The 18,807-nt window shown below is 72.7% G+C and carries 21 protein-coding genes; 7 read left to right on the top strand and 14 right to left on the bottom strand.

Going from position 1 to position 18,807, the window contains the following annotated elements:
* Positions 1-575: CNP1-like family protein (locus tag VKZ81_RS33230; protein WP_324245716.1), on the top strand; the 575-nt coding region annotated here is incomplete at its 5' end.
* 6 nt (positions 576-581) lie between these two features.
* Here the strand turns inward: VKZ81_RS33230 and VKZ81_RS33225 are convergent.
* The 5 genes from VKZ81_RS33225 to VKZ81_RS33205 are packed head-to-tail and all read right to left on the bottom strand — an operon-like array spanning position 582 to position 5,260.
* Positions 582-1,532 (bottom strand): 2-hydroxyacid dehydrogenase, encoded by a 951-nt coding sequence (locus tag VKZ81_RS33225; protein ID WP_324245715.1) that lies wholly within the window; start codon positions 1,530-1,532, stop codon positions 582-584.
* Positions 1,529-2,539, bottom strand: a complete 1,011-nt coding sequence (locus VKZ81_RS33220) for a 2-hydroxyacid dehydrogenase (protein ID WP_324245714.1) — start codon at positions 2,537-2,539, stop codon at positions 1,529-1,531. Before VKZ81_RS33220 ends, VKZ81_RS33225 begins: the two co-directional genes overlap by 4 nt.
* Positions 2,536-3,333, bottom strand: a complete 798-nt coding sequence (locus VKZ81_RS33215; RefSeq protein WP_324245713.1) for an HpcH/HpaI aldolase family protein — start codon at positions 3,331-3,333, stop codon at positions 2,536-2,538. The genes VKZ81_RS33220 and VKZ81_RS33215 overlap by 4 nt, the downstream gene beginning before the upstream one ends.
* A 21-nt stretch (positions 3,334-3,354) precedes the next feature.
* On the bottom strand, positions 3,355-4,551 hold the full coding sequence (locus VKZ81_RS33210; RefSeq protein ID WP_324245712.1) for an enolase C-terminal domain-like protein: 1,197 nt from the start codon (positions 4,549-4,551) through the stop codon (positions 3,355-3,357).
* 1 nt (position 4,552) lies between these two features.
* Positions 4,553-5,260 carry an RraA family protein gene (locus VKZ81_RS33205; RefSeq protein ID WP_324245711.1) on the bottom strand — a complete coding sequence of 236 codons (708 nt, stop codon included), beginning with the start codon at positions 5,258-5,260 and terminating at the stop codon, positions 4,553-4,555.
* 313 nt (positions 5,261-5,573) lie between these two features.
* Here VKZ81_RS33205 and VKZ81_RS33200 point away from each other — a divergent pair, with 313 nt between their 5' ends.
* On the top strand, positions 5,574-5,777 hold the full coding sequence (locus VKZ81_RS33200; RefSeq protein ID WP_324245710.1) for a hypothetical protein: 204 nt from the start codon (positions 5,574-5,576) through the stop codon (positions 5,775-5,777).
* Here VKZ81_RS33200 and VKZ81_RS33195 read toward each other — a convergent pair whose 3' ends face one another.
* The 6 genes from VKZ81_RS33195 to VKZ81_RS33170 all read right to left on the bottom strand — a co-directional run bounded on the left by VKZ81_RS33195 (position 5,778) and on the right by VKZ81_RS33170 (position 11,211).
* Positions 5,778-6,935 carry a mandelate racemase/muconate lactonizing enzyme family protein gene (locus VKZ81_RS33195; protein ID WP_324245709.1) on the bottom strand — a complete coding sequence of 386 codons (1,158 nt, stop codon included), beginning with the start codon at positions 6,933-6,935 and terminating at the stop codon, positions 5,778-5,780. It lies immediately after the preceding gene.
* A gap of 58 nt (positions 6,936-6,993) precedes the next feature.
* Positions 6,994-8,409 carry an amidase gene (locus tag VKZ81_RS33190; protein ID WP_324245708.1) on the bottom strand — a complete coding sequence of 472 codons (1,416 nt, stop codon included), beginning with the start codon at positions 8,407-8,409 and terminating at the stop codon, positions 6,994-6,996.
* Between the two features lie 102 nt (positions 8,410-8,511).
* On the bottom strand, positions 8,512-9,759 hold the full coding sequence (gene fmdA, locus VKZ81_RS33185) for a formamidase (RefSeq protein WP_324245707.1): 1,248 nt from the start codon (positions 9,757-9,759) through the stop codon (positions 8,512-8,514).
* Between the two features lie 17 nt (positions 9,760-9,776).
* Positions 9,777-10,397, bottom strand: coding sequence for an AmiS/UreI family transporter (locus VKZ81_RS33180; protein ID WP_324245706.1), 621 nt, complete (start codon positions 10,395-10,397; stop codon positions 9,777-9,779).
* Position 10,398: 1 nt separating this feature from the next.
* Positions 10,399-10,677 carry an FmdB family zinc ribbon protein gene (locus VKZ81_RS33175; protein ID WP_324245705.1) on the bottom strand — a complete coding sequence of 93 codons (279 nt, stop codon included), beginning with the start codon at positions 10,675-10,677 and terminating at the stop codon, positions 10,399-10,401.
* A 90-nt stretch (positions 10,678-10,767) separates the two neighbouring features.
* Positions 10,768-11,211: a MarR family winged helix-turn-helix transcriptional regulator gene (locus VKZ81_RS33170; protein WP_324245704.1), complete on the bottom strand. Its 444-nt coding sequence runs from the start codon at positions 11,209-11,211 to the stop codon at positions 10,768-10,770.
* 110 nt (positions 11,212-11,321) lie between these two features.
* Between VKZ81_RS33170 and VKZ81_RS33165 the strand changes: the two genes are divergently transcribed.
* The 3 genes from VKZ81_RS33165 to VKZ81_RS33155 are packed head-to-tail and all read left to right on the top strand — an operon-like array spanning position 11,322 to position 14,425.
* The gene (locus tag VKZ81_RS33165) at positions 11,322-12,419 is read left to right on the top strand and encodes a substrate-binding domain-containing protein (RefSeq protein WP_324245703.1); all 1,098 of its coding nucleotides are present in this window, start codon (positions 11,322-11,324) and stop codon (positions 12,417-12,419) included.
* A 19-nt stretch (positions 12,420-12,438) separates the two neighbouring features.
* Positions 12,439-13,533: a helix-turn-helix domain-containing protein gene (locus VKZ81_RS33160; protein ID WP_324245702.1), complete on the top strand. Its 1,095-nt coding sequence runs from the start codon at positions 12,439-12,441 to the stop codon at positions 13,531-13,533.
* A complete protein-coding gene (locus tag VKZ81_RS33155; RefSeq protein WP_324245701.1) occupies positions 13,520-14,425 on the top strand; it encodes an alpha/beta hydrolase in 906 nt (301 codons plus the stop codon). Before VKZ81_RS33160 ends, VKZ81_RS33155 begins: the two co-directional genes overlap by 14 nt.
* A 48-nt stretch (positions 14,426-14,473) precedes the next feature.
* On the opposite strand, the gene VKZ81_RS33150 is transcribed toward VKZ81_RS33155, so the two are convergent.
* Both VKZ81_RS33150 and VKZ81_RS33145 read right to left on the bottom strand, forming a co-directional pair.
* Positions 14,474-15,460, bottom strand: a complete 987-nt coding sequence (locus VKZ81_RS33150; protein WP_324245700.1) for an LLM class flavin-dependent oxidoreductase — start codon at positions 15,458-15,460, stop codon at positions 14,474-14,476.
* Positions 15,461-15,477: 17 nt separating this feature from the next.
* A complete protein-coding gene (locus tag VKZ81_RS33145) occupies positions 15,478-16,395 on the bottom strand; it encodes an SMP-30/gluconolactonase/LRE family protein (RefSeq protein WP_324245699.1) in 918 nt (305 codons plus the stop codon).
* A 214-nt stretch (positions 16,396-16,609) separates the two neighbouring features.
* Between VKZ81_RS33145 and VKZ81_RS33140 the strand changes: the two genes are divergently transcribed.
* The gene (locus tag VKZ81_RS33140; RefSeq protein WP_324245698.1) at positions 16,610-17,404 is read left to right on the top strand and encodes a TetR/AcrR family transcriptional regulator; all 795 of its coding nucleotides are present in this window, start codon (positions 16,610-16,612) and stop codon (positions 17,402-17,404) included.
* 28 nt (positions 17,405-17,432) lie between these two features.
* Positions 17,433-18,092 (top strand): SDR family NAD(P)-dependent oxidoreductase, encoded by a 660-nt coding sequence (locus tag VKZ81_RS33135; RefSeq protein WP_324245717.1) that lies wholly within the window; start codon positions 17,433-17,435, stop codon positions 18,090-18,092.
* 14 nt (positions 18,093-18,106) lie between these two features.
* On the opposite strand, the gene VKZ81_RS33130 is transcribed toward VKZ81_RS33135, so the two are convergent.
* Positions 18,107-18,807: hypothetical protein (locus tag VKZ81_RS33130; RefSeq protein ID WP_324245697.1), on the bottom strand; the 701-nt coding region annotated here is incomplete at its 5' end.

Raw genomic sequence — 18,807 nt, 5'->3', positions numbered from 1 at the left:
ATCCCTTCGCCTGCGCGCGGCGCGCCGCGCCCGGCCGCGCGGCGCTGGCGCCTGCCCTGCTGGCCGCCCTCGTTTCCTCGACCGCGTTCGCGCAGACCCCCGATCCGGTCAACAACCCCACGATCGACTACGTGGCGCCGGAGCGCAAGAAGGTCGAGGCGGCGCTGCCCGAAACCATGCCGCCGATCCCGGCCGAAGGCGCCACCAAAGCCTTCGAGGTCAGCGCCACCAGCCGCAACCGTTTCGGCTTGGACCCGGCGAGCATCCTGGTCCTGGACCGGCGCATCGTGCAGTACACGATCGTGATCACCAGCCCGAGCGGCGTGCGCAACATCGGCTACGAGGCGATCGACTGCGGCAACGGCAGCGCCGCGCTGCTGGCCATCGGCCGCGACGGCCAGGGCTGGTCGCCGGTGTCCCGGCCCGACTGGCGGCCGGTGGTCGCCGGCGACACGCTCAACGCGCACCGGCGCGAGCTGGCCCGCATGTGGTGCGCAGGCTCCGGCACCTCCGACGGCACGCCGCGCGAGCTGCTGCGGCGCCTGGACATCACGCCGCAGCACTACCGGTACTGAAGCCAATCAGACGACCTGCGTGACGAGGGGCTTGCCCTCGCTCCACGCCGCCACGTTCTCCAGCACCAGCCTGCCCATCTCGGTGCGGGTCACGTGCGTGGCGCTGCCCATGTGCGGCTGGAGCACCACGTTCTCCATCTCGATCAGCGCCTGGGGCACGTTCGGCTCGTCGTCGAACACGTCGAGGCCGGCGCCCGCGATCGTGCCGTTCGTGACGGCGTCGACCAGCGCCCGCTCGTCGACGAGCCACCCACGGGCGACGTTGACGAACACGCCGTCGGGACCGAGCGCGGCGAGGGTCTCGGCGTCGACGACGTGCCGCGTGCCCGGCCCGCCCGCCGCGCACAGGAACAGGAAGTCCGACTCGCGGGCCAGCTCGGCGCCGCTGCCGTACAGCCGGTAGCCCACGTCGGGCGCCGGGCGCGGGTCGTAGTAGCCGATCTGCATGTCGAACGCCTCGAGCCGCTTGGCGAGCGCCCGCCCGATGCGTCCCATGCCGAGGATCCCCGCGCGCTTGCCGGAGAACCGCCTGCCGGACGCGGCCTGCCCGCCCGCGGCCCAGTGCCCGGCGCGCAGCCAGCGGTCGCCCGAGGTGATCCGCCGCGAGACGTCCATGGCCAGCACCACCGCGGTGTCGGCGACGTCCTCGTACAGCACCGGCGTGGTCGTCACGACGACGCCGCGTTCCCGCGCGGCCGCGAGGTCGGTGCGCTCGAGCCCGACCCCGTAGAGGGTGACGATCTCCAGCTTCGGCAGCGCGTCCATCATCGCGGCCGAGAACCCGACCATGGGGAACGACAGCGCGCCGCGGACGCGTCCGGCCGCGGGCCCCAGCGAGCCGGCGACGTCGTCGACCGACGCGACCTGGTGCAGGGTGAACTCGGCGCCGAGCGCCTCCAGCACCGCGGGACGCTGCCTGCCGATGACCGCGAGCTCCACCCGGTCCGACGTGCTCACGACGCCCCCTTCCCGCTCAGGACCTCCGGGTTCACCAGGTTCTCCGGGCGCTTTCCGGTCAGCGCGTCCCGGACGTTGCGAGCCGCGGTGCGGCACATCTCGCGGCGCGTGGTCTCGGTGGCGCTGCCCAGGTGCGGCAACAGCACCACCCGCTCCCGCAGCTGCAGCAGCTGCGGGTCGACCTCGGGTTCGCGCTCGAAGACGTCGAGGCCCGCCCCCGCGATCACGCCGTCGCGCAGCGCCGCGGCGAGCGCCGCCTCGTCGACGATCGGGCCGCGGGCGGTGTTGATCAGCATCGCGGTCGGCTTCATCCGCGCGAACGCCGCCGCGTCGAACCGGTGCCGCGTCGCGTCGGTGAGCGGCGCGTGCACCGACACGAAGTCACTGCGCGACAGCAGCTCGTCGAACTCGACGTAGGTGACACCGAGCGCCTCCTCGTCGTCGGCGGGCAGCCGCTGCACGTCGTGGTAGAGCACCGTCATGTCGAAGCCGCGGGCCCGCCGGGCCACGGCCCGCCCGATCTGGCCGAGCCCGAACAGCCCCAGCGTGGCGCCGAAGACGTCGACGCCCATCTGCTCCTGCTTGACCCGCCAGTGCGTGTACTTCCCGGCCCGCAGGAACGCATCCCCCTCCGGGATCCGGCGGGCCGTCGCGAGCAGCAGCGTGAACGCGAGGTCGGCGGTCGCGTCGGTGAGCACGCGCGGGGTGTTGGTCACCGCGACGCCGGCGCGGGTCGCCGCGGGCACGTCGATGTTGTCGAACCCGACGGCGACGTTGGCGACCACCCGCAGCCGCGGGCACGCGGCGAGGAACTCCGCGTCGATCCGGTCGGTGAGCAGGCAGATCAGCCCGTCGTAGTCGGCGGCGACGGCGCGCAGCTCGGCGGCGGGCAACGGGTGGTGGTCGCGGCGCAGGTCCACCTCGATGCCGGTGCCGTCGAACTCCTCGAGGGCGTCTTCGAAGATCTCCTGCGAGACGAAGACCCTGTTGCCGGAGGTCGGGCTCATGCGTACTGGCCGGTCGTCGGGACCTTGATCTCCCGCCCGCCCTCGAAGGCCTGCGCGACGGCCGCCGTCGCCGCCGACCGCATGAGGGCGGCGTCCGAGCCGACGGTGAACATGCCGTAGCCGCGGGCGTGCCAGCGGCGCACGCTCTCCACGCCGTCGCAGTGGATCCCCGCGACGATCCCGTGCTTGCGGCACGTGTCGACGATGCGCTCGATCAGCTTCTCGTGCTCGGGGTCCTTCACGTTCAGCGTGGGCGTCATGCCGTGGCCGAGGGCGAGGTCCGACGGGCCCACGTACACCGCGTCGACGCCGGGCACCTGCAGGATGTCCTCGAGGTTCTCCACCCCGCCCGGTGTCTCGATCATGACGGCGACGATCGTGCGCCGGTTGGCGGACTCGGGGCTGTAGTCCGGCACGTCGAGCGCGGCGCGGATCGGGCCCCAGCTGCGCATCCCGACCGGCGGGTACTTCGCCGCCGCGACCGCGGCCTTGGCGTCCTCGACGCTGCTCACCATCGGCACGATCACGCCCTGGGCGCCCGCGTCGAGCGCCTTCATGATGTGGTCGGGCTGGTTCCACGGCACCCGCACGAACGCGGGCGTCTGCGTGATCGACAACGCCTGCAGCATCGGCATCATCTCGTCGTAACCGATCACGCCGTGCTGGGTGTCGATGCAAACCCAGTCGAACCCGCACCGGCCCATCAGCTCCGCCGAGAACGAGCTGGGGATCGAGCACCAGCCGCCGAGCGTCGCCTCACCGCCGTCCCACAGCTCCCGCAGCGTCTTTGCCATCCGTCCTCCCTGGTCGGGCGTTCACGCGAAGGTCAGTTCCCGGCTGCTTTCGATCTTGTTCTCGTCGAGGTCCATGCCGAGGCCGGGCTCGGTCGGCGGGGTCACCCGCCCGTGCACCGGGTGGACGGGGCGGGCGAGGAACCACTGGTGGATCACGTTCCACTTCAGCAGGTACTCGACCAGCGGGGTCAGCGTCACCGGCTGCGCGAAGCTGAAGTGGACGTTCGCCGGGACCGAGTGCCCGTGCGGGATCAGCTGCACGTCGTGGGCGCTCGCCAGCGCGGCGATCTTGAGCATCTCGCTGATGCCGCCCGCCCAGTAGGTGTCGGGCTGGTAGACGTGCATGGCGCCGGCCGCCATCAGCTGGTGCAGGCCCCAGCGCGTGTACTCGTGCTCGGCCCCCGACACGAGGATCCCGTTGGGCATCCGGCGGGTGATCTCGACGTAGGAGGCCGGCTTGTCCGGCAGTACCGGCTCCTCGATCCACCGGGGCGCGTACTCGGCGACGCGGTCGGCCATCTGCAGCGTGTACGGCACGTCCCAGGACATCCAGGCGTCGATCATGATGTCGACGTCCGGTCCGACCGCCTCGCGCAGCGCCGCGACCAGCGCGACGTTGGCCGCCATCCCGGCCTTGCCGTCGGTGGGCCCGTGGCGGGGGAACCACTTGGTGGCGGTATAGCCCTGGGCGACGAGCTCCGCGGCGCGCTCGCGGACCCGGTCCTCCTCCAGCGAGTAGCCCAGCGCCGAGGCGTAGGCGGGGATCGACTCGCGGGTCGGGCCGCCGAGCAGCACGTGCACCGGCACCCCGAGGTGGCGGCCCTTGAGGTCCCACAGCGCGCAGTCGAGCGCGCTGATCGCCATCATCTCCACGCCCTTGCGGCCGTGCACGGCCTGGCGGTACATGACGTCCCACAGGTACTCGGTGGCGAGCGGGTCCTGGCCGACCAGCAGCGGGGCGAACCCGGTCTGGATGTGGTGGGCCTGCTCGCGCGTGATCGGGCCGCCGGTGCCGGTGACGCCGGAGTCGGTCTCAACGTGCACGAACACCGAGGTCATGCGGTAGGCCCCGGCGCCTTCCCGCGGCAGGAACCAGGGCCCCTCGGCCCGGAACTGCGGGTAGACGTCGACCGGTCGGATCAGGCGTTCCTCCCAGAACGCGCCCGGGTGGTCCATGGTGCCGCTGTACTCGACGCAGCGGACGGCCGTGATCCTCACGTCAGCCGGACCGGTCGACCGTGAACCCCTTCTTCATCCGCTCGCGCCGCTCGGGCAGCTGCGCCGGATCGAACTCGGGCGAGCGGATCCAGCCGATGAACTCCTGCTCGGCGGCGATCACGCGGTCGGCCGCGGCGGGCAGCTCGGCCGCGATCTCGTGCGGGATCAGCAGGACGCCGTGCTTGTCGGCGTGCAGCAGGTCGCCCGGCCGCACCGTGAGGCCGCCGACCTGCACCGGCTCGCCCACGCTCTCCACCCGGGCGTAGCCGTGCGAGACGGTGACGGCGGGGGCGAAGAAGCGGAACCCGATGCCGTGGGCCTCGTCCAGGTCGCGCACCGAGCCGTCGGTGATCGTGCCGAGGCAGCCGAGCGCGGTGAACGTGGTGGCCATGACCTCGCCCCACAGGGCGCCGTGGGCGGGCGGGTCGTCGAGGTCCTGGACGACCACGATCCGCGGCCCCGGGACCTGCTGCACGTGGGCGGTCAGGGCGTCCGGCGAGTACCCCTCGCTCTCGCCGCGCGCCCGCATCGTGGCGGTGGCCGCGTACCCCACCATCACGCCGAGGTCGGGGAACAGGCACCGGATGTCGTGGCTCATGTAGCCGACGTCGCGGGGGCGCACGTCGAACAGCTCGATGGCGTTCGACAGGGTCGGCGCGTCGTACTTCCGCAGCGCATCGAGCACGGACGGGTCGAGCGCGTCGGGCATCGGTACTCCTCCCTCGACACCGAGAGCGGCGCCGGGACGACGGCCGCGGGCCGGCTCGACGCTAACATCTGGACAGACCAGATTGGAAGACCAGATGTCAGAGGACTGCACCGCACCGATCGGCCGCTGACCAGGCCCTCCCCGCGGGACGCCTCTCCCGTGGCGGAGGTCACGCGGGCCCGATTGCTCGGGCAGTTCCGGGCGCGCCTGCACGGGGTGGACGTGTCGGCGCCGGGCTCCGCCCGGATCGAGTCCCGGCTCGCCCACCTGGTGCTGCACCTCGACCCGCTCGCTGACCGCCGGCCGCGCGTGGGTGCGTTCGCCGTGGGCGGCGCCGCGGCCGTTCGCCGCGGGCGGCTACGTGACCTTCATGGCCGAGTTCGAGCCCGACCGCGTCCGCGCGGCGTGCGGCGAGGAGAAGTGGCGCGAGCTCGTCCGGATCACGCGGCGCCACGACCCGGGCGGCGTGTCCCACCACAACGCGAACATCCCGCCGGACGCCGACCAGGCCCGGTGATCACCCACCGAACCCGTCGCGGACGTGGGCGCGCAGGTACTCCCGGTCGAGTTCGATCCCCAGGCCGGGTCCGTCGGGCAGCCTGAGCCGCCCGCCGCGGTTGTCGAGCGGGGTGGTGAGCAGGCGGTTGTAGCCGCGCAGGTCGTGGCTGCTGGTCTCGATCCGGTAGAAGTTCGGCACGGTGGCCATGACGTGCCCGCCCGCGACGAGGTTGACCGGGCCCGCCGCGTCGTGCGGCGAGATCGGCACGTAGTAGGCCTCGGCCATCGTGGCGATCTTCTTCAGCTCCGAGATCCCGCCGGTCCAGGTCACGTCCGGCATCAGGAAGTCGGCGAGCCGGTGCTCCAGGACCGGCACGACGTCCCACCGGGTGTGCAGCCGCTCCCCCACCGAGATCGGCACCCGCACCTGGGCGCGCACCTGCTCGAGGGCGCGGTAGCTCTCCGGCGGCACCGGCTCCTCGTACCAGTGGATGTCGCCGAGCTCGTCGAGCGCCTGCCCGATCCGGATCGCGTTCGGCACGTCGAACCGGCCGTGGGCGTCGATGAGCAGCTCGACGCCCGGCCCGGCGGCCTCCCGGATCAGCGCGGTCAGCTCGATCGCCTCCCGCAGCTGGTCGCGCTCGATCCGGCCGTCGAGGTAGCGGTCGTTGGCGAGCGGCACCCCGGGCGGGTGCGGGAACGGGTCGAACTTGATCGCCGTGTGGCCGGAGTCGACGATCGCCCTGATCTCCGAGACGACGCCGTCCGGCGTGCCGAAGCGACGCTGGTTCGGATGCGTGTAGATGAGCAGGTCGTCGCGGACCCGCCCGCCGAGCAGCTCGCAGACCGGCAGCCCGAGGGCCTTGCCGCGGATGTCCCACAGCGCGATGTCGATCGCGCTCACCACGTTCGTGACCGCCCCGCGGCTGCCCGCGTACGTGAAGGCGCGGAACACCTTGTGCCAGGTGTCCTCGATCCGCGCCGGGTCGTCGCCCGCGACCAGGTCGCTCGCCTGCCGCACCATCGCCGCGATCCCCCGGTTCGCGGTCGGGGTGGTGGTCGTGATCTCACCCCAGCCGGTCACGCCCTCGTCGGTGCGCACCTCCACGAACAGGTACTCGCCCCAGCCGGTGCCCTCGGCCGCGACCAACCACGGCACCACTTCGGTGATCTTCATTCGCCCTCCTCCCCCGGGGTTCCTACCACCACGGGGGCGATCTCCGCGCCCCCCGCGATCATGCCGCCGGGGCGGGGCGGCGCTCGCCGATGCGGGTGGCCTGCTCGAACGCGTGCCCGGCCTGCAGCACCGCGAGCTCCCCGCGGTGCGGGCCGACGATCTGCAGGCCCACCGGCAGCCCGTCCGGGGTGAACCCGGCGGGCACCGAGAGCGCCGGGTGGCCGGTGGCCGAGACGTAGTAGGCCGAGCGCATCCAGTCGAGGTAGCCGGGGTGCGCGACGCCGTCGATCTCCGTCGGGTACTCCTGCTCGATCGGGAACGGCGGGACCTGCGAGACCGGCAGCAGGAGCAGGTCGTAGCGGGTGAAGAACTCGCGCATCCGGTGGTAGAGCGCGGCGTGGACGACCTCGGCGCGGGCCAGGTCGGGGCCGGTGAGCCGCCTACCCTCCTCGATGTTGGCCACGAGCGTCGCCTTGAGCTGGTCGCGGGCGCGGTCGAGCACCGGGCCGAGGGTGAGCTCGAACTGCCAGGCGCGCAGCGTGCGGAACACCTCGTCGGCGCCGGTGAAGTCCGGGCAGTCCTGCTCGACCGTGCAGCCGAGATCGGTGAACGTCCGGACCTGCGGTTCCAGCGCCGCGACGACGGCGGGGTCGACCGTGACCGCACCACCGAGGTCGGGCGACCAGGCGACCCGCAGCCCGGTGAGGTCGCGCTCGAGCGGGGCGGCGAACACCTCCCCCGGCTCCTCGATCGCGATCGGGCTGCGCGGGTCGGGGCCTGCGAGCACCGACAGCAGCAGGGCCGCGTCGGCGACCGTGCGCGCCATCGGCCCCTGCACGCCGAGCGTTGCCCACGGCACCTGGCTCGGGTGGCTCGGCACCCGGCCCGGGGCCGGGCGCAGCCCCACCACGTTGCAGAACGACGCCGGGTTGCGCAGCGAGCCGCCCATGTCGCTGCCGTCGGCGATCGGGTGCAGGCCCGTCGCGAGCGCGGCCGCCGCGCCGCCGCTGCTGCCGCCCGCGGTGCGGGTCGGGTCGTACGGGTTGCGGGTGGCGCCGAAGATCGGGTTGAACGTGTGGGAGCCGGCAGCGAACTCGGGGACGTTGGTCTTGCCGATCGTGATCGCCCCCGCCGCGCGCATGCGCTCGACGACCAGGTCGTCGACGTCGGGCACGTGGTCGCGCATCACCGGCGAGCCGAACGTCGTGCGGATGCCCGCGGTCAGGTGGGTGTCCTTGTGCGCGACCGGCAGGCCGTGCAGCGGGCCGATCGGCTCCCCCGCGGCCAGCCGCTCGTCCGCGGCCGCGGCGTCGGCCAGCGCCCGCTCCGGCACGAGCGTGACGATCGCGTTCACGTGCGGGTTGACGCGCTCGATGCGCTCGAGGTGGGCCTGCACGAGCTCGCGGGCCGAGACCTCGCGGCGCCGCAGCGCGGCGGCCATCTCGCGGGCGGTGAGGAGGCAGACGTCGGTCATGGTCGAGAGCGTGCAGCATCCGACCCGGTCGCGGCACGGCCACCTCCGTGCACCGAACGGCACGGAGGTGGCCGTGGGTGGGCGCCCCCTTACGACGTCTGCTTACGACGTCATGGCGACCTGGCCCCGGTCGACCTTGCGCGGGCCCTGGGCGTTCGGCCGGATGTCCATGTCGAAGATGGCCGTCGGCAGGAACACCGAGCAGCAGGCGTTCGGGATGTCCACGACGCCGCCGATGCGGCCCTCGATCGGGGCGGTGCCGAGGATCAGGTAGCCCTGCTCACCGGTGTAGCCCCAGGTCTTGAGGTACTCGATCGCGTTGAGGCACGCGTTGCGGTAGGCGAGCGTCGCGTCCATGTAGGCGTTGGTGTTGTCGCGGTGGTCCACGGAGATCCCGATGAAGGTCAGGAACTCCGTGTAGCGCGGCTCGACGTTGCCCGGCATGAAGACGGGGTTGTTGTGGACCGCGTACTTCTCCATGCCGCCCTTGATCAGGTCGACGTGGAGGTCGATGAAGCCGCCCATCTCGATGGCGCCGCAGAAGTTGATCTCGCCGTCGCCCTGGCTGAAGTGCAGGTCGCCACCGGAGAGCAGGGCGTTCTTCACGTGCACCGGGTAGAAGATGCGGCTGCCGCGGCTGAAGTTCTTGATGTCGTGGTTGCCGCCGTTCTCCCGGGCCGGCACGGTGCGGGCGCCCTCCCGGGCGATCGCCTCCGCCGTCGCGCCGGTGGCGGTGCCGGGCAGCACGCCGTTGGCGAGCGGCGGCAGCGCGAGCGGCGGCACCCGGTCCGGGTCGGTGGCGATGAGCGCGCGCTCGCGCTCGTTCCACTTGGCCAAGAGCTCGTGCGAGGGCGCGGTGCCGAACAGGCCGGGGTGGGTGATGCCGGTCATGCGCACGCCGGGGACGTGCCGGGACGTGCACTGCTGGCCGTGGAAGTCCCACACCGCCTTGTAGGCGTCGGGGAAGTAGTCGGTGAGGAAGCCACCGCCGTTGACCTTCGCGAAGATGCCCGAGTAGCCCCAGCCCTGGCCGCAGTGCGGGCCGGTCTGCTGCGGCACCGGGCCGAGATCGAGGATGTCGACGATCAGCAGGTCGCCGGGCTCGGCGCCCTCCACGCCGATCGGGCCGCTGAGCATGTGCGCGACGTCGAGGTTGACGTCGCGGACGTCGTTGGCCGAGTCGTTGTTGCCGATCTGCCCGTCGGTCCACTCCTTGCACTCGATGCGGAACGTGTCGCCCGGCTTCACCATCGCGGCGGGCGGGATGTCCGGATGCCACCGGTTGTGGCCGGGCACCCGCTGGTCGCGCATCGACTTGGCCTGGTCGACGCTGAACACGACCTCCGGCATTGCGATCTCCTTCCCTCTCAGGCGTGGTGGGGGATCGAGGCGGACGCCGTGGGCCGGCGCCCGAGGGCGAACCACAGCCCGGCGAACAACAGGGCTGCGACGACGAGGTAGGCGACGGCGAGCTCGGTGGAGTCCGTCCAGCGGCCGGCGATGAGCAGCATCGCGGGCACGGCCGCGGTGCCGAACGCCTCCACCAACGTGACCCAGCCGGTGAAGCGGGTGAGCTGCTCCATCCCGAGGCCAAGCACCAGGAAGAACAGCAACCACAGGAACGACCAGAGCAACCAGATGGCGCCGAACGCCCGGTCGCCGATCTCGACGACGGAGTGCACCGCGAAGCCGATCGCGGCGAGGGAGACGAACAGCGAGAACCACCCGAGCCCGGTCTGCGACCAGCCGGTGACCGCGTTGATCCCCACCCACAGGTAGGTGAACCCGAACAGGTACAGCCCGGCGGCCAGCGCGATCGCCCTGGTGTCGGTTCCGGCGGCGATGATCAGGTACGTCGGGGTGAGGACCTGCAGCCCGCCGACGAAGAGGTTGATCGGGGCCGCGGCGCGCCCGTCGACCACGCCGAGCAGCAGCAGGCCGTTGACGAACAGCACGGCCCCGACGTAGAGGAGCCCGACGCTGCCCATGTCACGGCCTCGGCAGCTTGGCGTGCATCGGGTGGGCGAAGCGCCGCGGGCGCTCCGGCGCGGGCTCGCGGGTCACGACCTGCGGCCGCTCCGCGCTGGCCCCCGCGGTGTCGAGCGCGGCGACGAGGGCGGGCGCGACGAGCCGCGTCCGCGGGCTGGTGTAGACGCGGCGCGCGTCGGTGCCGCAGCGCGGGCACCGCTCCCGGGACGTCGCCGCCCCCATCGGGCGGCGGATGTCGACGTCGCCGCATCGCGAGCAGCGGTACTGGTAGGTGACCATCTGACCTCCCGTTACTTCCATCTGGAACTTATCCAGGTGGAAGGGAAAGTCAAGGGAGCGGGACCGCAGGAGGTCCGGGGGCTGGGCCGATCAGCGGCCGGTCGATGCGTCGGTCAGGCGAGCGAGCAGCGCGGAGAGGGTGTTGCGCTGGGCGTCGGTGAGCGCGGAGAGGGCGGCCGACTCGGCCTCGACGACGGCGGGCCGCAGCGACTCGCGCAGGCGCCTGCCGCGCGGGGTGAGGTGCACGAGCACGCGGCGGCGGTCGTGGGTGTCGACCTCGCGGTGCACCAGCGCCTTCGTCGCGAGGTCGTCGACGATGCGGGTGAGGGTGGGCCCGGTGACGACCACGGCGCTGGCGATCTCGCTCATCGTCATGCCCTCGCGGTCGGCCAGCAGGTCGAGGATCCGCCACCGCTCGAGCGTGAGCCCGCTGCCGCGCAGCACCCGCTGCACGGCCGAGGAGACCCGCACCGCGGCCCGGTCCAACAACAGGGACGGCCCGATAGCAGCGTTCTCCTCGTCGGTGGTCGTCACGAGAGTCCCCCCGGTGCGCTGACCTAAGCCTCTACCCAATCTAGTGCTTCCATGTGAAAGTAGCCCGGCCGACCCGATGCCGTGTTGCACGTCACCTCGAAAGGGGGGACATGCTCGTCACCGATCTGCCGGACGTTCCCGCCGTCCGGCCGCGAGGCCGGGAACGTCCCTACCGGATAGCGCTGGTCATCCCGCTCCAGGGCCCTGCCGGGCTGTTCGGGGCGTCCTGCGAGGCCGTCGCCGAGCTCGCCGCCGCCGAGCTCAACGCCGGGAGCGGCCTGCTCGGCCGGCCCGTGGAGCTGGTGGTCGTGGACGGCGGCGCCCGGCCCGCGACGGTCGCCGAGCAGGTCGGGAGGCTGGTCGACGCCGACCTCGTGGACGCCGTCACCGGCTGGCACATCTCCGCCGTCCGCGAGGCGGTCGTGCCGGCGATCGCCGGCCGCGTGCCCTACGTCTACACCTCGTTGTACGAGGGCGGCGAGCACCGGCCGGGCGTGTTCTGCTCCGGCGAGACCCCCGTCGACCAGCTCGCGCCCGCGCTGCGCTGGCTGCGCGACGAGCTCGGGCTGCGCACGTGGGCGATCGTGGGCAACGACTACGTGTGGCCGCTGCGGTCGAGCGTCGCGGTGCGCGCCTACGCCGCGGCGCTGGAGCTCAGCCTGCTCGACGAGCAGTACCTCCCGCTCGGGTCGAGCGACTTCGGCGCGGCCGCGGAACGGGTGGGGCGCACCGGCGCGCAGGCGGTGCTCATGCTCCTCGTCGGCCAGGACGCCGTCGCGTTCAACCGCAGCTTCGCCGCGCTCGGCCTGCAGGACCGGATCGTGCGCTTCAGTCCGCTGATGGAGGAGAACATGCTGCTCGCCAGCGGGCCGGACGCGACGCAGGGCCTGTACGTCGCGGCGGCGTACTTCCGCTCGCTCACCACGGCGGGCGCGCTGGACCTGGTGGGCCGCTACGTCGAGCGGTTCGGGCCGCACGCCCCACCGCTGAACAACGCGGCCGAGTCCTGCTACGAGGGCATCCGCACGCTGTTCGAGCTGGCTCGCCGCGCCGGCTCGACGCAGGTGGAGCGCATGCTCGCGGTCGCCGACTCGGTCGGCTACGACGGCCCGCGCGGCGTCATGCGGCTGCGCGACGGCCACCTGCGCCAGCGGGTTCACCTCGCGGTGGCCGACGACGTCGACTTCTCCGTGCTCACCAGCATCTGAAGCGGGCGGGGAGGTCGCCGTGGCGGGCGTGCGCGGGGCGGAGTTCTGGCGGACGAGCGGGCGCGGCGGCGAGGTGGCCGACGAGTGGCGCGCGATGCTGTCGGCCACCCACCTGCCGTGGGCCGTCTCGATCGGCCCGCCCGACGGGCGTTTCACCGCGTGGGTGCGCCGGTGGTGGATCGACGACCTCGCACTGGTCGACTGCGGGTGCGGGCCGTGCTCGGGCACCCGCACCCGCAGGGAGCTCGCCGCCACCGACGGCGCGTTCGTCGTCGTGCTGATCACGCTCGCCGGCCGGGAGACCGTCGTCCAGAACGCTGCCGAGGTCGCGCTGCGCCCCGGCGACGCCGTCGCGTGGGACAGCACGCGGCCGGCGCGGTTCGCGGTCTCCGAGCCGCTGGCCAAGCGGAGCCTGCTGATCCCGCGCGCGGCGCTGGAGGAGGTGTTCGGCCCCGCCCGGGTGCCCGGCGGGGTGGAGCTCGACGGCCGCAACCCCGCCACCCGGCTGCTGACCTCCTACCTGGACACGCTGCGGGCGACGCTGCCCGAGCTCGACCAGCGGGCGATCAGCGCCGCGCGCAACGCCACGCTGGAGCTGTTCGCGGGCGCCCTGCGCGCGGGCACCGACGCGCCCACGACGACCACGGCGCGGCCCGCGCTGCGGGCGCAGATGGAGCGCTACATCGACGGCCACCTGCTCGACGCGCTGACGCCCGCGGAGATCGCGTCCGTGCACGGCGTATCCGTCCGGACCGTCAACCGGATCTTCAACGCCACCGGGCAGACGGTCGGCGAGGTCATCAGGGTGCGCCGGCTCGCCCGGGCGCGCGAGGAGCTGTCGGCCACCGACCGCGCGATCTCCTCGATCGCCCACCGGTGGGGCTTCGCGGACACGAGCCACTTCAGCCGCTGCTTCAAGGCCCGCTACGGGACCTCGCCGAGCGACTACCGGCACGCCACCCGTGGCGCGTCCGTACAACGAGGTGTCGCGCGCGTTCAAGGCGCGGGGCGCGCGCAGCCCGAGACTGGGATCGCCGAGGCCAGGGGCGGAGCCCGGCTCGCGCCCCTGGCAGAACCCACCCGATCCCCGAGGAGCTGCGATGGCTCGACGTGATGTGGAGTTCGACGCGGAGGGCGTGACCCTGCGCGGCTGGTTCTACGAGGCCGACGGCGCCTCCGGGCCCGCCCCGACGGTCGTCCTGGCGCACGGCTTCTCCGCGGTCAAGGAGATGTACCTCGACCGGTTCGCCGAGACCTTCGCCGCGGCCGGGCTCAACGCCCTCGTCTACGACAACCGCGGCTTCGGCGCGAGCGACGGCGAGCCGCGCCAGGAGATCGACCCCTGGGCGCAGGTGCGCGACTACCGCCACGCCATCACCTACGCCACCACGCTGCCGGAGGTCGACCGCGACCGGATCGGGATCTGGGGCACGTCCTACTCCGGCGGGCACGTGCTGGTGGTCGCCGCCGTCGACCGCCGGGTCAAGGCCGTGGTCGCACAGGTGCCGCTGGTGTCCGGGTACCACAACTTCCGCGCCCTGGTCCGGTCCGACTTCATCGACGGGTTCCGCGCCCAGTTCGACGCCGACCGGCTCGCGCGCTTCGAGGGCAAGGACCCGGCGATGGTCCCGGTGGTCGCCGAGGACCCGCTGGCGCCGTCCGTGCTGCCGACCCCGGACTCCTACCGCTGGTTCACCGAGACCCACGAGAAGCGGGCGCCGGCGTGGCGCAACGAGGTCACCCTGCGCAGCGTCGAGATGCTCACCGAGTACGAGCCGGGCGCCTACCTGCCCTACATCAGCCCGACGCCGCTGCTGCTGCTCCCGGCGCACGACGACGTGCTGACCCCGACCGAGCTCGCCATCGCCGCGTACGAGAAGGCCCGCGAGCCCAAGAGGCTGCAGATCCTCCCCGGCGGTCACTTCGACGCCTACGTCGACGGGTTCGACAGCTCGGGCCCGGCCGCCCGGGACTGGTTCGTGCAGCACCTCGGGGGCGGCCGGTGACGGTGGTCCTGGCGGGATCCGCGGAACCCGCCAGGACCGCACGGACCTTCAGCGCACCGCCTCCAGGAACCGCTCCAGCTCGGCGCGCGGGTCGGGCCCGCACGGCTGGAACACGATCTCGGTGACCCCCTGGGAGGCGAGCTCGTCGACGCGGCGCCGCACCTGGTCGCGGGTGCCGCTCACGGTCACGTCGGTGAGCATCGCGTGCCCGCCCGCGTCCCACGCCGCCCGGTCGGCCTCGTTGAGGTGCACGCAGTGCCCGGAGTGGACCGCCAGGTGCCGCCGCTGCGGCGGCGCCTTCTCGACCACGTTCATCCACTCGTCGCCGCCCGGCAGCTTCCGCACGGCGTCGGGCCCTGCGAACTCGTAGGCGCCGTGGTAAGCGAGCGCCCAGCCGGGGCCGCCCGCGACGCGGGCGTGCTCGGAGTCGGTGGCCTCGCCCTCGACGAGCACCGTGCCCCACACGAGGAACGGCACCCACGAGTACTCGCTCATGAACTCCGGCACCTGCAGCGTCGCGTAGAGGCCGTCGCCGAGCTCGCGCGCGACCTCGTTGCCCTTCGGCCCGAGCGCGCCGATGAGGACCGGCACCTCGACCGGCCGGGCGGGGGCGTGCCCGTCGGGGTGCAGCATCTGCATCTGCGCCCCCTCCCACTCGATGACCTCGCCGCGCAGGAGTCCCTTGAACGCCCGGATGTAGGACTCCATGTAGGACCACGTGATCGCGCGGTACCCCATCGCCCTGCGGCCGGTGAAGCCGGTGCCGAAGGAGACGGCGACCCGGCCGGGGGCGAGTGCGGCGAGCGTCGCGGTCGCAGCGGCGTTGACCATCGGGTGGCGCAGGCTCGGCACGAGCACACCGGGGCCGAGCCCGATCCGCTCGGTCCGCGCGGCGGCGAGCGCGAGCGTCATCCACACGTCCGGGCTCTGTTGCGGCGTGTCGTAGACCCACGCCCTGGCGTAGCCGAGCTCCTCGGCGAGCGCGATGTTGTCCGGCGAGTCGAGCGCCGTCGGGAACGCGCAGGAGATCTCCATCGTCGCTCCTCCCCCCGTCACGGCAGCCCGGCGTGCGGGACGTCGACGCGAGCCGCCAGGAGCTGCGCCTCGCGGACGGGCCTGCGCTCGTGCTCGGCGAACGACGGCGCCGCGCACATGAAGAGGGTTCGCCCGTCGTCGCCGCCGAGCATGCAGGCGAAGACCCCGGTCCCGGCGTCGATCTCCTCGAGCACCTCCCCGCCCTCGCGGACCCGCAGCACCCGGTTGTGCAACGCGTCGGCCACCCAGATCGCGCCCTCGGCGTCCAGGCAGATCCCGTCCGGGCCGACCTCCAGCCGCTCCACGGCCTCCCCGACGTCCTCGGTCTGCGGGACCTCACCGAACTGCGCCCACACGCGCCGGTTGGACAGTCCCCCGTCCGCGCCGATGTCGAACGCGGTGAGCCGCCCGGCGAACGTCTCGGCGACGACCAGGACGTCGCCGCCGGGGAGGATCACCATCCCGTTCGGGAAACCGAGGTCGTCGGCGACGGTGGTGACGGAGCCGTCCGGGTCGACGCGGGTCAGCGTGGTGTAGCGCAGCGGCGCGCCGCCCATGAGGTCGAAGCCGAAGTTGCCCACGTAGGCGCGGCCGCGTTGGTCGACGACCATGTCGTTGGGCATCCCGGTCACGACGCCGGTCAGGTCGGCGTGCTCGGAGAGGGCGCCCGAGGCGTCGCGCACGAGGACGCGGTGGTCGCGCATCGACACGATGAGGGCCCGCCCGTCGGGCAGGAAGCCCAGCCCGGACGGCTGGCTGGGCACGTTCGCGACGACCTCGGTGCCGCCCTTGCCGTCGGTCGCCACGACCTGGTTGGTGTAGAAGTCCGAGACCCACAGCCTGCCCTCGTGCCACCTCGGGCACTCCAGGTAGGAGTAGCCCTCGAGCACGACGGTCAGCTCCCTGGTCGCGTGCAAGTTCTTCGCGTTCGTCATCGAACGGTCCTCCGCGTGTCGGAGTGGTGGGCGATCAGGTGCGCCGCTGCGCGGCGAAAAGCAGTGACTAAGCGCATAGTCACCTGCGATCATGTGTGTGTCAAGCCACACGACAGCGTCCCACGGCGACCGCTCCGGCCCGCCGTCCGGCACCGGGGAACGGTCACCGCGCGGCACTACCATCGGCCCGACGGGCAGGGAGGGACCTCACGGCATGGCGAGACGACAGGCCCGCTTCACGCCTCGCGACCTCGAGGACGACCCCCGCCTGCAGGACCACTCCCCCGAGCTGTGGGGTGAGGGTTACCCCGACGTCCCCGGGCGGCTGCTGACCTCCGCGGTGCGCTGCTTCGCGGCCAACGGCTTCCACGCGACCACCACCCGGGACATCACCGCCGGGGTCGGGCTCAGCCCCGCCGCGCTGTACGTGCACTTCCCCTCGAAAGAGCTCGTGCTGCACGAGATCGTCCGGATCGGGCACGAGCGCGCGCTGGCCCACGTGCAGGTCCCCGAGGTCGAGGCGGCCGAGGACCCGGCCGACCGGCTCGCCGTCCTCGTGTCCCGGTACACCGCGTGGCACGCCCGCCACCACGTCGCGGCGCGCGTCTGCCAGTACGAGCTCGCCGCCCTGTCCGCCGACCACTACGCCGAGATCCGCGAGCTGCGCCACCGCACCAACGAGGTCTTCCGCGCCATCGTCGCCCGCGGCGTCGCCGACGGCACGTTCGCGCCGGTCGACGTCAACCGCGTGGTGCGCGCGATGATGTCGCTCGGCATCGACCTCGTCCGCTGGTACCGCCTCGACGGGCCGGACTCACCCGAGCAGGTCGGCGAGTTCTACGCCGAGCTCGCGCTGAGGATGGTGCTGGCCACCCGCCCCGGCGATCAGCCCGACGACGGCTCCGGGAGGGCACCGAACAGCACGACGTCGAGCAGCTCCGCGAGCTCGTCCCCGATCGCGAACGGCGCCGGGTCGACGGCGATCCAGCGGCTGACCGCGGAGAAGTAGCCGAGGGCGATCAACCGCCCCACCCGTCCTGCTCGCGGCCCGCACCGAGGCCCAGCTGAAGGCGGTCACCGAGCAGATCCGGGCCGACGGCGGCACCGCCGACCACGTCGGGTGCGACCTGGCCGACCCGCAGGCCGTGCGGTCCGCCGTCGACCGCTGCGTCGAGCTGTTCGGCCGGCTCGACGCGGCCTTCAACAACGGCGCGGCGTTCACCCCGCCCGCCCCGTTCGCCGACGAGACGCAGACCGACTTCGACCACCTCTACGAGGTGAACCTCCGCGGCACCTGGGTGGCGATGGCCGCCGAGGTCGCCGCCATCCGCGCCACCGCCGGGTCCGGGGCGATCGTCAACAACTCCAGCGTCGGCAGCCTGCGCGGCAACCCCCGGCTGCCCGCCTACGCCGCGATGAAGCGGGCCGTCAACAGCCTCACCGAGTCGGCGGCACTCACCTACGGCCCCGAGGGCATCCGGGTCAACGCCATCGCGCCCGAGCACACGGTCACCGAGATGATCCGCACCTGGGAGCGGCACACCCCCGGCCTGCAGGAGCGGCTCGTCGCCGCCACTCCGCTGCGGCGGGCCGCCGACCCCGACGAGATCGCCCAGGCCGCCGCGTGGCTGCTCAGCGACCGCGCGTCCTTCGTCACCGGCGCGGCCCTGCCGGTCGACGGCGGGGCGCGGGCCTGATGGTCGCTGTGCTCCTACGGCTCGAAGGATGATTCGCGCGTCCCCCCGGCACGAGGTGTGCCCGTCGGAGCCCCGCCTCCAGACCCAGCGGGCTGCCCGCCGTCGTCGTCGGAGAGGCCCTGATCGTCGAGGTAGCGCCGGATCGCTGCGATCGCAACGTCCGCGACCTGGTTCCAGGTGAGCTCCAGCTCGTGGATGCCGCGGCGGAAACCGGCCGGTGCGAGCAGGTCTATCGGGATACGTCCCTGGACCCGGTATGCCTTGCGGAACTCGGCGAGCTCGGCCTTCTCGATGTGCTCGCCCGCCGCGCCGGAGCGCCACACGATCTCGACACTGTTCGTCGAGGCGATCTCGACCCGTTTGAGCTGCGTGTGCGCGGCCAACCAAGCCCGTAGCTGATCGACCGACCCTGTCGGTATGTCGCGGAAGAGCGCCAGAAGCTTCCTCAGGTCCTTGTCGCGCACGAAGTTGCGCGGGTTGGCCTTGGCGCTCACGTACCGGGTGATCGTCTGGTTGCCCGCAGGTCCGGCCGCGAAGAGGAAGTCCAGCTCGTCGAACGACTGCTGGCTACTCGTCCCGACCGCGACGAGGGTGACGTTGGCCAGCAGCCGCTCCCCGTTCGCGGCCGCCAGCCGCGCCATGCCCGGCCGGCCCAGCTCCTCCACGAGGTCGCCCATGAGCGCACCGGTCCAGTTCGTGTCCTTCACGAACTGGT

It is taken from the genome of Pseudonocardia sp. (assembly GCF_035305885.1).
In the GTDB taxonomy this organism is placed as follows: domain Bacteria; phylum Actinomycetota; class Actinomycetes; order Mycobacteriales; family Pseudonocardiaceae; genus Pseudonocardia.
This window is presented reverse-complemented; position numbering and strand designations above follow the sequence as displayed.

What these genes read in the sequence shown, in the direction of transcription:
- VKZ81_RS33175 (WP_324245705.1), bottom strand. Translation starts at nt 10,677, where the DNA reads ATGGTCACCTACCAGTACCGCTGCTCGCGATGCGGCGACGTCGACATC.
- fmdA (WP_324245707.1), bottom strand. Translation starts at nt 9,759, where the DNA reads ATGCCGGAGGTCGTGTTCAGCGTCGACCAGGCCAAGTCGATGCGCGAC.
- VKZ81_RS33195 (WP_324245709.1), bottom strand. Translation starts at nt 6,935, where the DNA reads ATGAAGATCACCGAAGTGGTGCCGTGGTTGGTCGCGGCCGAGGGCACC.
- VKZ81_RS33150 (WP_324245700.1), bottom strand. Translation starts at nt 15,460, where the DNA reads ATGGAGATCTCCTGCGCGTTCCCGACGGCGCTCGACTCGCCGGACAAC.
- VKZ81_RS33180 (WP_324245706.1), bottom strand. Translation starts at nt 10,397, where the DNA reads ATGGGCAGCGTCGGGCTCCTCTACGTCGGGGCCGTGCTGTTCGTCAAC.
- VKZ81_RS33165 (WP_324245703.1), top strand. Translation starts at nt 11,322, where the DNA reads ATGCTCGTCACCGATCTGCCGGACGTTCCCGCCGTCCGGCCGCGAGGC.
- VKZ81_RS33215 (WP_324245713.1), bottom strand. Translation starts at nt 3,333, where the DNA reads ATGGCAAAGACGCTGCGGGAGCTGTGGGACGGCGGTGAGGCGACGCTC.
- VKZ81_RS33140 (WP_324245698.1), top strand. Translation starts at nt 16,610, where the DNA reads ATGGCGAGACGACAGGCCCGCTTCACGCCTCGCGACCTCGAGGACGAC.
- VKZ81_RS33205 (WP_324245711.1), bottom strand. Translation starts at nt 5,260, where the DNA reads ATGCCCGACGCGCTCGACCCGTCCGTGCTCGATGCGCTGCGGAAGTAC.
- VKZ81_RS33190 (WP_324245708.1), bottom strand. Translation starts at nt 8,409, where the DNA reads ATGACCGACGTCTGCCTCCTCACCGCCCGCGAGATGGCCGCCGCGCTG.
- VKZ81_RS33155 (WP_324245701.1), top strand. Translation starts at nt 13,520, where the DNA reads ATGGCTCGACGTGATGTGGAGTTCGACGCGGAGGGCGTGACCCTGCGC.
- VKZ81_RS33145 (WP_324245699.1), bottom strand. Translation starts at nt 16,395, where the DNA reads ATGACGAACGCGAAGAACTTGCACGCGACCAGGGAGCTGACCGTCGTG.
- VKZ81_RS33220 (WP_324245714.1), bottom strand. Translation starts at nt 2,539, where the DNA reads ATGAGCCCGACCTCCGGCAACAGGGTCTTCGTCTCGCAGGAGATCTTC.